Consider the following 13,724-nt stretch of genomic DNA (forward strand, 5'->3'; position numbering starts at 1 on the left):
CATTGGTTTTTGTAAATGATTGAAATCCAATTCTATTAAGAAGGTGTTGCAAAATGGTGAAACAGAAAATCCCGATGAACGAGTCCATCGGGATTTTGAGCGTTGTGTTATTTGGTGTGAATTATTATTTCGCTAGTGAGAACAGGAATTCCAATCCTCCTTCGGGGCGGTTGCGAACCGATATCTCTCCTTTGTGCAGGCTGACTGCATTTTTCACGATGGCAAGTCCCAGGCCGGTTCCTCCGGTATCGCGGGTGCGTCCTTCGTCAACCCGGTAGAAACGCTCGAAAATGCGGCTCAGGTGCTCTTCGGGGATTCCCTTGCCGGTGTCGGAGTAGCTGAAGTAATAGTACTTTTCATCTTCCAGATATTGCTTTATGCGCAGTGTTACCTTAGGGCCGGCATAATTGATGCTGTTTTCGATAAAATTCTGGAAGATGGATGACAGCAGGCTGTCGTTTCCGTAAACCGAAATCTGCTCGGCAATGTCAATCTCCAGTTTAATTTCTTGGGCCGCAATTCGCGATTCCAGGTTCTCGACCACATCGTTGATGAGCGGACGCAGTTTCACCTGCTTAAACTCGAACAGGTCGCCGGCATCCTCAATATTATTGAGCAGTGAAATGTCGTTCAGCAATTCATTCAGGCGTTCGCTTTGCAGGTGAGCCCGCTCAATGAAATAGTGCATTTTCTCCTGGGGCACGTTTTTGTTGGAAAGCAGCGTTTCCAAATAGCCCTTAATCGATGCCAAAGGAGTTTTCAGCTCGTGCGCAATGTTGGAGGTCAGTTGTTGTTTCAGCAAACGGCGCTTCTCGGGACGGGTAACATCTTCAATCAGGATTTCGAAGCTGCGGTCGGCAAACACAATGCCCTGCACGCGGAAAAACATTTCATTCTTGGCCACGGTAATCTGCACCTGTGGCGGATTTTTGGGGTTGATGGTGTTGCCCGGTTGCAGATGCTCCTCGATTTTTTCAATCAGGGGTTTTAGTTCGGGAACATCGAACAGCGACTCGGCCGAAATGGTGGAATGCTCCGATATTAAATTGATGTATTGAATGAAGTGGCTGTTGGCCAGTATTTTCTCTTTGTCGGTGGTGAAAAAGGCAATCCCTTCGTTCAGCGCATACAAATGGTTGAACAGGCGTTCTTTTTCGGCACTTAAATCATCCTTCGCCCTTTTTAAGCGATTGTAAATACGCACAATTTGCAGTTGTATGTCGCCAAACTCCGAGTCGGGAAACTTGTAGTTGGGGTCGATGTCCTCTTCTTTTCCGGCACGCATGGCAAAGTCGCGCAGCTTGGTGATGAACTCTCCCAGGCGTTTGGTGACAATATACAGCAGGATCCACATCAACAGAAACAGGGCAATCATAAAGAAGATGAAAACCCGGGAAGTCTTCAGAAAGTGTTGAATCTTGATGTTGTACACGGCGGCACATCGAATGAAATATTCATCGTAATTGCGGGCGTAGTAATAGAAGTCGAGGCCGGTGGTAGCCGAGTTGCGGATGTTGGCACCGCGTTCGTTGTACAAGGCTTTTTGCACCTCGGGGCGCTTAAAGTGGTTTTCCATGTCCGAATAGTCGTCCACGAAACTGTCGAAAAGCACCCGCCCTTTGGGGTCGATTACCGTTACGCGGATTTCCGGATCGGGAATTAGGTAAACGATCGAATCCAACTGTCGGTAATCTTTGTTTTTGTCGAGCTGCTTGTGCTGAATGAACAAGTTGGTCATCTGGGCCACATTGTCCAGGGTATTCTCCAGCTGATTGGTGCGATAGGCTTTTTCGCGGCTGTATTGAAAGGCCAGAATGGACAGTGTGAACACTGTAAAGGCACTGAAAAAGTAAATAAAGATTCGTTGTTGGTATGTTCGTTGTTTAAGCACGTCGTTTACTTTTAAGTGTTAGTATTCGCAAATTACATTTCGAAGCAGTAGCCATAGCCCGAACGTCCGACAATCAGGCTTCCGTAGTTGCCTATTTTTTTCCGCAGCCGGGCGATATTCACATCTACATTTCGTTCGGTAACAATAACATCGTTGCTCCAGATACGGTCCAGTATATCCTGGCGGCTGATAAATTTGCCTTTGTTACGGAGCAGCAGTGCCAGTATTTCAAACTCTTTGCGGGTCAGGTTTATGGCTTCCTCCTTAATGCTTACCGTCTTGCGGTCAACATCAACAAGCATATCCTCGTGTTGCAGGCTTGTTGTGGCCTGTCCGCTTGCGCTGCCGCGTTTCAGTACGGCCTTAATGCGAACAATGACCTCCTTGATGGAGAAGGGTTTTACGATATAGTCGTCGCCGCCCACATTAAATCCGGTCAGCAGGTCATTTTCCGATGTTTTGGCGGTGAGGAAGATGATTGGGGTATCCAGGTGATGTTCTTTCCGCACCATATCGGCCATTTTATAGCCCGACATGCCACCCATCATCACATCGAGCAAAATCAGATGGTAGCTTTGCAGTTCTTTGGTCAGGGCTTCTTCGGCCGAGGCTGCTGTATCCACTTCAAAGCCTTCGCTCGACAGGTTAAACTGAAGGATTTCGCGTAAATCCTGTTCGTCGTCAACAATTAATATTTTGGGTGTAACGTCCATGTTAGTCTTCTAATTTGTGGTGTCTTACATCTTTTCCTTCAATGGAGTAGATGGCTGCTTCGGCAATATTGGTTGCATAGTCGCCGATGCGTTCCAGGTTACTCATCATTTCCTTCATGGTGATGGTGCTCACCAGTAAGCTTTTGTTGGCTTCTTCGGTGGTTGCTTTTTTGACCAGTTTCTTCATCAACTTACTGTTGATTTCGTCCATGATATCGTCGTTCTTAATGGTCCAGATGGCCAGGTCCAGATCGTCGTTCGAAAAGGCCAGCAAGGCTTTGCGAACCATCTTCACACTCAGAATTGCCGTATTGGAAAATACTTCGTGAAAAGCTTCGTACAGCTCCTTTGTTTTAATCTTCTTCATGAAGGCTGAAACATTGATGACCCGGTCGCCAATACGTTCCAGGTTAATCAGGATGCGGTAGCAGGACATCAGCTTGCGGAGCTCCGAAGCGACTGGTTTTTGCAAAACGATGGTGTTCACGATTTTGTCGCTTAGCTTGACTTCCATTTTGTCAATGGTTTCCTCGTTTTTAGCAATAAAGCCAAGCACCTCGTCCGAAACAGTTAACTCACCCGATGTGATAAAGTGTTCCATAAAGTCGAGTTGTTCGAGAACCGTATTGGCCAATTTTTCAAAGTCATCTAATATCGATTGAATAGCCTCATCTTTTTTGATGGTCATATCTTTTACTTTTTAAGTGAAGTGTGTCGTGTTAATTATCCGAATTTTCCGGTTAGGTACTGCTCTGTTCTCGGATCGATGGGGTTGGTAAACATGTTTTTTGTTTTGCCGTACTCCACCAACTCACCAAGATACATAAATAGCGAATAATCCGAAATACGGGCCGCCTGGGTCATGTTGTGGGTAACCAAAATGATGGTGTAGTTTTCCTTCAGTTTCACCAGCAGGTCTTCAACTTTCGAGGTTGCAATGGGGTCGAGTGCCGAGGTGGGCTCGTCCATCAGGATGATTTCCGGACCGAAAGCCAGGGCACGGGCAATGCACAGGCGCTGTTGCTGTCCACCCGAGAGGAAAGTTCCTTTTTTATGCAGGGTATCCTTCACCTCGTCCCAGAGGGCCACATCGCGCAGTGAACGCTCAACAACCTCGTCTTTTTCGCCCTTTTTCAGGCGGATGCCATTCAGCTTATAACCGGCAATCACATTTTCGTAGATGCTCATGGTTGGAAAGGGGTTGGGGCGTTGGAAGACCATGCCCATCTGGCGGCGCAGTTTAATGGCCGGAACGTCGTAAATGTTCTGATCGTGAATCAATACTTTGCCTTCGGTGCGGATGTTGTCGTACAGCTCGTGCATCCGGTTTAGTGCACGCAGCAAGGTACTTTTTCCGCAGCCCGAGGGGCCCATGATGGCTGTCACTGTATTCTTTTTAATATCGACCGAAACGTTTTTTACGGCTTTGTTTTGGTCGTAGTAAACGCAAAGGTCCTGAATGCTCAGCGCGGGATTTTTTATTTCAGCAATTGTATCTTGTATCATGTCTCTAAAGTTCTGTTTATTTTGTCTTCTTCGCAATTTGTTTTGAAATCAAATTCAGGATCAAAACGATGGCCATCAACATGAGTGAGGAGCTCCAGATCAGGTCAATCATGTTCGGATCATTATAAAATTCCCAGATGAGCAGTGGCACTGCACTGGTGGGTTTGCTAATGTCCAGGTTGATCATGGAAGAGCCCAGGGCCGTTAACATCAGCGGAGCGGTTTCACCCAAAACGCGGGATATGCCCAGCAGGATGCCGGTGAACATGCCGCTGAATCCGGTAGGGATCAATACCCGAAGGATGACTTTATGGTAGGGCGTTCCTAAGGCTAAGGCCGCTTCTTTTAATGTGTTCGGAATCATCTTTAGGGTTTCCTCCGTTGAGCGTACAATCATGGGAAGCATCATGATGGCCAGCGAAACAGCACCGGCCAGAGCTGAGTAACCGTTGGTAACATGCTTGACCACCCAAAGGTAGCTAATCAAACCCAGGACGATTGACGGCACTCCCTGCAAAACGTCGGACAGGCTGCGGGTGAAGTTGGCCAGTCGCTTACCGGGATTTTCGTACAGGAAAATGCCAACGATGATGCCCACAGGGATGGCGATAGCCGAGGCCAGGACAACCATAATCAGGGTGCCGACAATACCGTTGGCAATACCGCCCGGAATGCGTTCGCCATTGGCCAAAGCCGTCATGGCGGTATAGGTATCGGGTGTATTTTTAATCAGGAACTCGAGGCTGATTTGCCGGTAGCCTTTCGCGACCAGCTTGCCAATAATTAGGACAATTGGCGAAATGGTGATTAGCGAGAGTAAAATGACCAGTCCAAGAATGAGTTTATCTTTGAGCTGACGGCCTTTTGAAGTATCCTGAAGTCGTATGTTTTCTGTAGTGTTCACGTTCCTGACTTTTATTGCATCTTTTTAATGATCAGTTTTCCGAGTGCGTTGACCAGTGCTGTGATGACAAACAGCAGCAGCCCGATGGCGATTAGTGCGCTTAGCTTAAGCCCGTCGGCTTCGCCAAACTGGTTGGCGATGACACTGGCCATGGAGTTTCCGGTGCCGAAGAGGCTGTCGGGAACCTTGTTTGAGTTTCCAATGAGCATGGTCACCGCCATGGTTTCGCCCAATGCGCGGCCAAACGATAAAATGTAGCCGGCAATAATTCCCGAGTGTGCATTGGGGATGGTTACCGTTTGGATGACTTCCAGGCGGGTAGCTCCCAGCGAGTAGGCGGCTTCTTTCAGATCGTTGGGAACCATGCTAATAATTTCGTTGCTCAGCGATGTGGCGTAAGGAATAATCATGATGGCCAGAATGACGCTGGCTGTGAATACGCCAAATCCCTGGCTGCCGATTCCCAGTTCGATCATCAGGGGGCGCAACACATAGAAGCCCCAAAGACCATAAACAATCGACGGAATACCGGCTAACAGGTCAACCAGCGTGCTTAAGATGCGGGCAACGCGGGTTCCTTTAAAGTATTCGCCCAAAAACAGCGAGGTGGAGAAGGAGAGGGGTAGACTAATCAGCAGTGCCAGAATGGATGAAATCAGCGTTCCGGCGATGAAGGGCAGGGCACCGTAGTTTTCCTTCCCGGATGTGGGATCCCAGTTGTTGGAAAAGATAAACTGGAAGCCAAAGGTTTTGAATGCCGGAATTGAGCCCACTACCAGTGAGTAAACCATTCCTGCAGCCACTATAATGAGGATAAATGAGCCAAGGGATAAAACGAGTTTTGTTATTTTATCACTATTCATAAAGCGTGTATCAAATTTCAAATTGCATGTTCTGAGCAGAAAACCGGGAAGGGCTAACTTCCCGGTTTTCCTCCTTGCTCACTTCGTCCGAAAGAGCTTAATGTTATTGCAGCGCCTTGCCGTTGTAGGTTACGGTGCTCAAAATAGCTTTTGCTTTTTCGACAGCAGCAGCTGGCAGCGGAGCATAGTGTACTTTGGGAGCTTCGCTCTGTGCTTTCTCGCTCACCATCCATTTCAGCAAGTCAACGGTTTGTTTAGCCTGCGCCTCGCTGCGGTTGTTGTAAGCCTGGTCTTTGTAGAAAATCAACCAGGTGAAACCGCTGATGGGGTAGGCTGCCGGATCGGCTGAGTTGGTCAACATGATGCGTGTGTCGGCCGGAATTTCGCCTTGAGCAGCAGCACTGATGGTTTCGATGGTTGGCAGCACATAGTTGCCGGCAGCATTTTGCACTTCGGCCATAGCGATTTTCTGTGCAAAGGCAAATTCGGAACCGATGTAACCGATGGAGCCTTCGGTTTGGCTGATGGTTCCGGCAACTCCCGGGTTCCCTTTGGCACCCATGCCTACCGGCCAGTTCAACGATTTGCCAACACCAATCTGGTTTGCCCATTTCTCGCTGATCTTGGTCATGAAGTCGGAGAAAATTTGGGTGGTTCCGCTACCGTCCGAACGGTGAACAACGGTAATGTCCATATCGGGCAGATTGGCGCCTTCGTTATTGGCCTTAATGGCAGCGTCATTCCATTTGGTGATGTCGCCCATGAATATTTTTTCCAGCAACTCGTTGGTTAATTTCAGCGACTCAACACCCGGGATGTTGTATGCAATAACAACAGCCCCGATACAAGTGGGGATGTGCAAAACTTCGCCCGGCATATCCTTCAGTTTGTCATCGCTCAGGTAACCATCGGTAGCACCGAAGTCAACAACCTGGTCGCTCAGCGAGCGGATACCACCGCCCGAACCAATGCCACCGTAAGTAACGGTTGATCCGTTTTCTTCACCATATTTTTTGAAAACCATGTTGTAGAAGGGCAGCGGGAAGGTTGCTCCGGCAGCTGTCAGGTCTACACTTTTGCTTTCAGTTGATTTCTTCGATGAGTTTGAACAACTACTCAAAAGAGCAACTGCTAAAACCAAGGTCAATAACTTTTTCATGTTTAATTTTATTAGAATTTAATTTCGCAATTCACGAATAGAGTTGATGCGAATGGCTTACTGTCGTCGGCAGGTTTCCAGCCACTGAAGTTGGGAGCAATTTTAATTCCTTTTACAGGAGCGTACTCAAGACCTGCAATGTAGAGTTCGCCATTGTTCGACGATTTATAGTCGTTGTTTGACTTGTCGTAGCGAGCGAAAAGTTTTACTTTTTTCGATGCTTTGAAGGCAGCATAAGCTGAGTAACCATCCAGGTCTTGTCCGTCAACATAGCCATTGTTATACTGTTTGTTGTATTCGGCACCGATGCTGAAATTGTCGGCTTTGTAACCGGCGAAGAAGGCCAGTGTTGATTGGGTTACATCTTTGCTGATGAAGTCGTAATAAGCACGGGCTGTTAATTTTTTGACCGGGTTGATTGTTGCTCCGAAACCCATGCGCATTGCACTGTCGGCTTGAAGTTTTTTGTAACCTTCGCCGTTTACCAGGATGATGTCGGCGCTGAAGGCGTCGCAGAATTTGTAAGCGGCACTTACTCCTAAATCGGCACTTGAGTTGTACCCGAATTTATCTTGAAACGACTTTTCGACGTAACGGTTACCCCAGGCTTTTTCTTGTGTTTTAAAGGCGGTGGTACCGATTAAACCGAAGTTTACCGTCAAGCCGTTGTTCTTGTAGGCAACGTAAGCGTTTTTCACGTAGGCGGTCATCTGTAATTTGCCAACACCTGGGTCACCGATGTCGAGGTTTGCTTTAGCCGAGAAGTTGGGGCTGAAGGCGTATTCGTATCCAAGATACAGGCGTGACAGCTCGAAAGCTGTTGCGGTTTCGCCGTCGGCGATTGTAGAATGAACGTTACTGAAAATGGTAACGAACGGTTTCCCACTCGGTTTAAACTCTTCGGGTGTCTGTGACATGCCAATTAAAGCTACGCCTAGCATAGCAAGTGTTAAGATTACTTTGCGGTTCATATATACTTAAGATTCGTAATTAAATTCCTTTGCCAGAATTCGAAAGCAAATCAAGATCTATTTAGTTACAGGTGGATTAATGAAAGATTACAAAACGATTAATTGTGTGAATAATGGACCATTTTGGCGTTTTTTTAGTCTGTCTACGTGCAGAAAAACAGGGGGTTGTAGGGTGTTGCAAAAATGTTACAGCCGGTGGTTGTTGCCTGGTGTTTTTTTTGAATTGTGCTAAGCTGCGGGTAGTTCCGGTTTCCGGGCCTTTGCTGTTCAGCAATTGGCTGCCCATGTCATGAGCACGAAAAAGGCTTTCAATAATTGTTTGCCTATGCTGTGAGCAGACCGAAGAAAGGGGCAGTCTTTAGTCGGAGTGAATGGTGGCGCGGGGACGGATTGAAAACAAGAGGCTCATTCCTGGTTTTCCTTGTTGTCGAATTTTTCTGTTGTCGTGGTTGTCTCAAGTTATCGGGTTGTTATTTAAAAAAGCGTTAACTAGTAAGAAGTCCTTTTGAACAATGCCAAAATGTTGGGAGGCGGTTGGCCTATTTTTATGAAGGCCGGAATCAAACGAAAAGCTTCCTGCAATCCCGGAGGGATGACATTTGGGTAGCTGAACGACGACAGGGGGAAATTCCGTCCCGTACGGGACGGGAGAATCTTCTTATCATCTTTTATACGACCCAAGTTGAATGGCTAAAGCCAGTACTGAAAAATGAAAACCCGTCTGGTAGGACAAAAGATCCGAATTGCGCAAAAGTAGGAGTGAAAAACACCAAAGGTTGGGAAACGCTCACTAACAGGTTTGCTACAAAGTGAGTAGTGGCTCCTGATTCAAGCTCAATCGTAATTCAAGGCATCCCCGATGCGGTTGGAAACCACATCACCCAAAGTGACTCTCAAAAAAAACACTCATGATTCCGGGGAATCACCAACAGGGATGAAAGTTTCGGATTTTTCCGATGATGCTGTTGTCGTTGTTTTCAACAGTTGTCGGGTTGTCATCCCACATCTAATTAAAACCAGTTATTGACATTGCGCCTTGGTGGGTTTGCGTGGTAGATTTTCAAAAAAAAGCCCGACCAAAATGGGTCGGGCTTGCTATGTTTGTTTATGGTAAGCGGATTAAAGGCCGAATACTTTCTTGATTTCGATGACGTAGTCGAGTTTTTCCCAGGTGAACAACTCCACTTCTTTTTCAATTTTCCCCCAGTAAGGCGATTCGAAAACTTTGGTTACCGTTTTGGGTGTACGTCCCATGTGCCCGTAGGCTGCTGTTTCGCGGTAGATGGGGTTCCGCAATTTCAGGCGTTCTTCAATGGCTGCCGGGCGCAGGTCGAACAGGTTTTCAACCTCGCGGGCAATAGCGCCGTCGTCCATTTTCACCTTTGCTGTTCCGTAGGTGTTCACATAAACGCCTACCGGTTTGGCAACGCCAATGGCATAAGCCAGCTGCACCAGTACTTCGTCGGCAACGCCGGCAGCGACCAGGTTTTTGGCAATATGGCGCGATGCGTAAGCGGCCGAGCGGTCTACCTTCGAGGGGTCTTTACCCGAGAAGGCACCACCACCGTGAGCACCTTTACCACCATAAGTATCAACAATGATTTTACGACCGGTTAAGCCGGTGTCGCCGTGAGGTCCGCCAATAACGAATTTACCGGTTGGGTTCACGTGGTATTTAATAGCATCGCCAAACAAAGCCTGAACACGTTCGGGTAATTGGGCGATAACACGGGGCATCAGAATGTTGATGACATCTTCTTTAATTTTTGCCAGCATGGGCTCATCGTCGTCAAACTCGTCGTGCTGAGTTGAAACAACGATTGCTTCAACACGCTTGGGAGTATTATCGTCGTTGTACTCGATGGTTACCTGCGACTTGGAGTCGGGACGAAGGTAAGTCATCTCTTTTTCTTCGCGGCGAATGACGGCCAGCTCTTTCAAAATGCGGTGCGACAATTCGAGCGGCAAGGGCATATAGTCTTCGGTGTCTTTGCAGGCATAGCCAAACATCATTCCCTGGTCGCCGGCACCTTGCTCCATTCTGTCTTCCCGGTCAACACCCCGGTTAATGTCGTCGCTCTGCTCGTGAATAGCAGTTAGTACGCCACACGAGTCCCCGTCGAAACGGTAAGCGGCCTTGGTGTAGCCGATTTGGTTAATCACTTTACGTGCAGTTTCCTGCACATCCACATAGGTTTTCGATTTTACTTCGCCGGCCAAAACAACCTGACCGGTTGTTACCAACGTTTCAATGGCTACTTTAGAGTTCGGGTCAAATGCCAGAAATTCATCCAGCAGGGCATCAGAAATTTGGTCGGAAACTTTGTCCGGGTGTCCTTCCGATACCGATTCGCTTGTAAATAGATAGCTCATCTTGTTTAAATACGGTTAAAATCGGCCTGCTTTGTAAGCGGGTCAATGATTAAATGTTTAATTATTTGTTGTGGATGAGTGGATTGAAAGGAAAGCCAAAAGGTTAAAGCGATTGCTTTAGCATTTTTTTCTGTGGTTGCAATCAATCTCAAATTTGTCCACAATTACGGCTGCAAATGTAATACCTTTTTTTGATTTGCAAAATTGCGGATGGATATGAATGTAAGTTTGTATTTGAGTGTAAGCTCGTTGGAAAACCATTGCGACTGCCGGAGTGCGATGCCGTGGGTTTGCGCTTTCATCCTTTTTTTAACTAAAGCGGCAGGCAAACGTAAATATAGTCGTGAAGAGCAAATCGCTTCAAATATTGTATTGGCTGCCTCGTGTTGCAGGTATTGCTGCTATTTTGTTTGTCAGCTTATTTGCGCTGGATGCATTCGATCCGGCCCTAAGCCTGTGGCAGCAGTGGTTGGCCTTTATGGTGCATCTTACGCCCACTTATGTTTGGGTGGCTTTGTTGGTTTTAGCCTGGAAACGCGAATTGGTGGGAGGTGTTCTGTTTGTGGTTGTTGGTCTGGCTTTCAGTCCGGTCATCTTTCTGTATCAATATCAATTGAATCATTCGCTATGGATCAGTTTGCGATTCGTAGCAACACTCAGCTTGCCATTTGTGGTGGTGGGCGGCTTCTTCTTGTGGCATCATTTCAAAAAGAAGTTTAGCAAGAAAAAGTACCAAGCACAATAGATCGTCAGATTTTCAGATTTCAGTCATTTGTAATGCCGCAATTTAGCGTGTTTGGCTAAATCACTCACAGATGTACAAAGCGTGAAAAAAAACAGGCCGTTGTAAAAACGATACAAAAAAAATCCAACCGCAACAAGGTGGTTGGATTTGTAACAGATGATATTCAGTGGCTGTTTTAGTCCAGCTTGACGTAGATCTCCTGGTCGTAATTATCCCAGTCGATGTCTTCCTTTTCAGTTGTTGGCCAGGTTTGGGTGAGGGTGTCTCCCTTTAACTCCATAATCATATTGACCTGTGAGCCAACGATCTCGGGCGAAACATGGTAGATGATTGTTTCTTGGTAGTGGTTTCCTTCAAATTCGTAGCTGCCGCAGGAGTAGTTGTCCAGCTCTTTGCCGTTGATCTCAAATTTTCCGGTTGCCGAGAAGTACTCATCCGACCAGATTTTTACCTGGCTTCCGGTAACGTTGCCCGGGATTTCAAATTCAACGTCACCAGCTGTTACCCGTTTTATTTTAACCAGTAACCAGGCGCCTTTTAAGTCGGGGGTTGCCAGCTCAGCCGGTCCTTTTGCCCAATCGGCACGTTTTTGGGCTTTCATGGCTTTTTTATAGCTCCAGTTGTTATCCATCTGGTAGGCTTTCATGTAGCTGTGGTAGGCGTTGGCATACTGGTTTCTGTGCATGTAATAATCACCTTTCGAGTCGTACGGATTCGGGTGATCGGGCACCAGCTCAATGTATTTGTCAAAAGCATCGCGGGCAGCATCGTAGTCATTCAGGCCCAGACAGGCATAGCCTTTCATGTTCCAGGCCGAGCCGGGTGTGTCCGTAAATGTCAGAATTTGATCACAAAGGCTGGCCGCTTCTTCGTATTTATCGTCCATCATGCAATGGATTAGTTTAAAATAGTAGGGGATTTTGGCCTTTGGAAAGCGGGCGATCAGTTGATCGGCAATGTCGTAAACGGGAGCTTCGGGGTTTTCCTGCATGCGCAATAAGGCATCTTTCAGGAGCTGCTCGCCCTCGGTAAGTTCAGCTTTCGAGTCGATGGCTTTCTTCAGGTATGTTGCAAATTCGTCGGGTTGGTTGGTATACTTGTAAATCATTGCTAACTGGTAGTTTGGCATAAAAAAGTCGGGATCAGTTGCAATGGCTTTTTTCATTAGCTCGGTGGCCCGAGCAATGTCGGCATTGTCCAGGCTTGCGCTGGCTTGTTGCCACATTTCGAGTGCTTGGGGGCTCTTACCGCTCATCGGCATAGGCTGCAATTGAGCGAAACCCAGCAGGCAAAGACTTACAAAGGTGAGAAGAATTGGTAAGGATTTGTAGTACTTTTTCATTTTGATTTCGGGATTAGGTGGGTTTGTGTATCGGGTTATCAAAACAGAAGCAATCCCATTGAGCTACGGCTACAAAACCTTCCGCAAAACAGAAGGAGTATCCGAAGCGGGGGTGCTGCAAAGCTGATCGATCTGGTTTTACGGTGGAAGATCGAGCTCGTCGAACTGTTTATAAAGTATATGATTTTGCATATTTTGCTTGTGTCAGCTGATGTCGGTTGACACTCATGAAGTTTGTACGCAAATATGCAGGGCATGTTAGCCCTTTGTGGGAACGGCGCTTTTAGCCCTCGGTGGTGTTAGTTGCCGGTAAGCTTCCGGAAGATGCTTTCGAGGCTGGTTTGTTGCTCGTGCATGGTGAGCATGGTGAGGTTGTTTTCAACGGCAAAACGAAAGAGTGCAGGGCGCACATCTCCGGTGCCGGCGGCGTGAATCAGAAAACTGTTGGCAGCGAGTTGTTCGATCGTGTTGGGAGCCAACGTTGAGCTTAGTTTTTCGACAGCTACCGGTTCTGCAAATTCAATCAATACCTGTTGGGTTGAGAATAGCTTGCCACTCTTGAGGTCGTTAACCGGCTTGTCGGCAATCAATTTCCCTTTGTTGATGATGATCACCCGGTTGCAGATTGCTTCCACCTCCTGCATGATGTGGGTCGAAAACAGAACTGTCTTTTCGCGGCTGATGGTTTTTATTAAGCTGCGGATTTCGTCCAGCTGGTTGGGATCGAGTCCGGTGGTGGGCTCGTCTAAAATAAGAACCGAGGGATCGTGAATTAAGGCTTGAGCCAAGCCAACACGCTGTCGGTATCCTTTGGACAGGGCCCCGATTTTTTTATGCTGCTCAGCTCCGAGGCCGGTCATCTCAATTACGCGATCGGCCTGCTGCTTTTTGTTGGGCAGGCCATACATGCCGGCGGTGAGTTGTAAATATTCCTTGATATATAAATCAGTGTACAGCGGGTTGTGCTCGGGGAGGTAGCCAATTTGCCGGCGGATGTGTTTGTTGGCCGGTGCTACTTCCTGACCGTTTATGAGCACACGACCTTCGTCGGGCGCCAGGAAGCCGGTGATAATTTTCATTAAAGTGGACTTGCCGGCACCGTTGGGACCCAGGAAACCGATTAATTCCCCGCTATTGAGCTCAATATGAAGGCTGTCAACTGCTTTTTGTTTTCCGTAGTACTTCGAAATGTTTTCAATCTGAATTGTCATCGCCTGCTGTTTGTCTCCAAAAATAAGGAAATCGGGCAGATCAGCT

Annotated in this window: 12 protein-coding genes; 1 reads left to right on the forward strand and 11 read right to left on the reverse strand. The window is 47.3% G+C overall.

What is annotated here, in order from left to right; all coding sequences use genetic code 11:
* Positions 1-124: 124 nt before the first annotated feature.
* The 9 genes from phoR to metK form a co-directional block, all read right to left on the reverse strand.
* Positions 125-1,891 carry a sensor histidine kinase gene (gene phoR / locus C8N47_RS07420; RefSeq protein WP_107821913.1) on the reverse strand — a complete coding sequence of 589 codons (1,767 nt, stop codon included), beginning with the start codon at positions 1,889-1,891 and terminating at the stop codon, positions 125-127.
* 32 nt (positions 1,892-1,923) lie between these two features.
* On the reverse strand, positions 1,924-2,604 hold the full coding sequence (gene phoB / locus C8N47_RS07425) for a two-component system response regulator PhoB (protein WP_107821914.1): 681 nt from the start codon (positions 2,602-2,604) through the stop codon (positions 1,924-1,926).
* A 1-nt stretch (position 2,605) separates the two neighbouring features.
* On the reverse strand, positions 2,606-3,292 hold the full coding sequence (locus C8N47_RS07430) for a phosphate signaling complex PhoU family protein (RefSeq protein ID WP_107821915.1): 687 nt from the start codon (positions 3,290-3,292) through the stop codon (positions 2,606-2,608).
* Positions 3,293-3,327: 35 nt separating this feature from the next.
* On the reverse strand, positions 3,328-4,110 hold the full coding sequence (gene pstB / locus C8N47_RS07435; RefSeq protein ID WP_211316070.1) for a phosphate ABC transporter ATP-binding protein PstB: 783 nt from the start codon (positions 4,108-4,110) through the stop codon (positions 3,328-3,330).
* Positions 4,111-4,126: 16 nt separating this feature from the next.
* A complete protein-coding gene (gene pstA, locus C8N47_RS07440; RefSeq protein ID WP_211316071.1) occupies positions 4,127-5,014 on the reverse strand; it encodes a phosphate ABC transporter permease PstA in 888 nt (295 codons plus the stop codon).
* 11 nt (positions 5,015-5,025) lie between these two features.
* A complete protein-coding gene (gene pstC / locus C8N47_RS07445; RefSeq protein ID WP_107822034.1) occupies positions 5,026-5,877 on the reverse strand; it encodes a phosphate ABC transporter permease subunit PstC in 852 nt (283 codons plus the stop codon).
* A 103-nt stretch (positions 5,878-5,980) separates the two neighbouring features.
* Positions 5,981-7,036 (reverse strand): phosphate ABC transporter substrate-binding protein PstS, encoded by a 1,056-nt coding sequence (gene pstS / locus C8N47_RS07450; RefSeq protein ID WP_107821916.1) that lies wholly within the window; start codon positions 7,034-7,036, stop codon positions 5,981-5,983.
* 11 nt (positions 7,037-7,047) lie between these two features.
* Complete coding sequence (locus tag C8N47_RS07455) at positions 7,048-8,007, reverse strand: hypothetical protein (protein ID WP_107821917.1); 960 nt, start codon at positions 8,005-8,007, stop codon at positions 7,048-7,050.
* Between the two features lie 1,119 nt (positions 8,008-9,126).
* Positions 9,127-10,380: a methionine adenosyltransferase gene (gene metK, locus C8N47_RS07465; RefSeq protein ID WP_107821919.1), complete on the reverse strand. Its 1,254-nt coding sequence runs from the start codon at positions 10,378-10,380 to the stop codon at positions 9,127-9,129.
* A gap of 343 nt (positions 10,381-10,723) precedes the next feature.
* Here metK and C8N47_RS07470 point away from each other — a divergent pair, with 343 nt between their 5' ends.
* Entirely contained in the window at positions 10,724-11,125 is a 402-nt protein-coding gene (locus C8N47_RS07470; protein WP_107821920.1) for a DUF7670 domain-containing protein, read from the forward strand.
* Between the two features lie 175 nt (positions 11,126-11,300).
* Here C8N47_RS07470 and C8N47_RS07475 read toward each other — a convergent pair whose 3' ends face one another.
* Entirely contained in the window at positions 11,301-12,467 is a 1,167-nt protein-coding gene (locus C8N47_RS07475) for a tetratricopeptide repeat protein (protein WP_146161461.1), read from the reverse strand.
* Between the two features lie 299 nt (positions 12,468-12,766).
* Positions 12,767-13,678, reverse strand: coding sequence for a gliding motility-associated ABC transporter ATP-binding subunit GldA (gene gldA, locus C8N47_RS07480; protein WP_107821922.1), 912 nt, complete (start codon positions 13,676-13,678; stop codon positions 12,767-12,769).
* Positions 13,679-13,724: the final 46 nt, after the last annotated feature.

The organism is Mangrovibacterium marinum, from assembly GCF_003046625.1.
GTDB classification, from domain to species: Bacteria; Bacteroidota; Bacteroidia; order Bacteroidales; family Prolixibacteraceae; genus Mangrovibacterium; species Mangrovibacterium marinum.

What these genes read in the sequence shown, in the direction of transcription:
- pstS (WP_107821916.1), bottom strand. Translation starts at nt 7,036, where the DNA reads ATGAAAAAGTTATTGACCTTGGTTTTAGCAGTTGCTCTTTTGAGTAGT.
- C8N47_RS07475 (WP_146161461.1), bottom strand. Translation starts at nt 12,467, where the DNA reads ATGAAAAAGTACTACAAATCCTTACCAATTCTTCTCACCTTTGTAAGT.
- metK (WP_107821919.1), bottom strand. Translation starts at nt 10,380, where the DNA reads ATGAGCTATCTATTTACAAGCGAATCGGTATCGGAAGGACACCCGGAC.
- C8N47_RS07430 (WP_107821915.1), bottom strand. Translation starts at nt 3,292, where the DNA reads ATGACCATCAAAAAAGATGAGGCTATTCAATCGATATTAGATGACTTT.
- gldA (WP_107821922.1), bottom strand. Translation starts at nt 13,678, where the DNA reads ATGACAATTCAGATTGAAAACATTTCGAAGTACTACGGAAAACAAAAA.
- pstB (WP_211316070.1), bottom strand. Translation starts at nt 4,110, where the DNA reads ATGATACAAGATACAATTGCTGAAATAAAAAATCCCGCGCTGAGCATT.
- phoB (WP_107821914.1), bottom strand. Translation starts at nt 2,604, where the DNA reads ATGGACGTTACACCCAAAATATTAATTGTTGACGACGAACAGGATTTA.
- C8N47_RS07455 (WP_107821917.1), bottom strand. Translation starts at nt 8,007, where the DNA reads ATGAACCGCAAAGTAATCTTAACACTTGCTATGCTAGGCGTAGCTTTA.
- pstC (WP_107822034.1), bottom strand. Translation starts at nt 5,877, where the DNA reads ATGAATAGTGATAAAATAACAAAACTCGTTTTATCCCTTGGCTCATTT.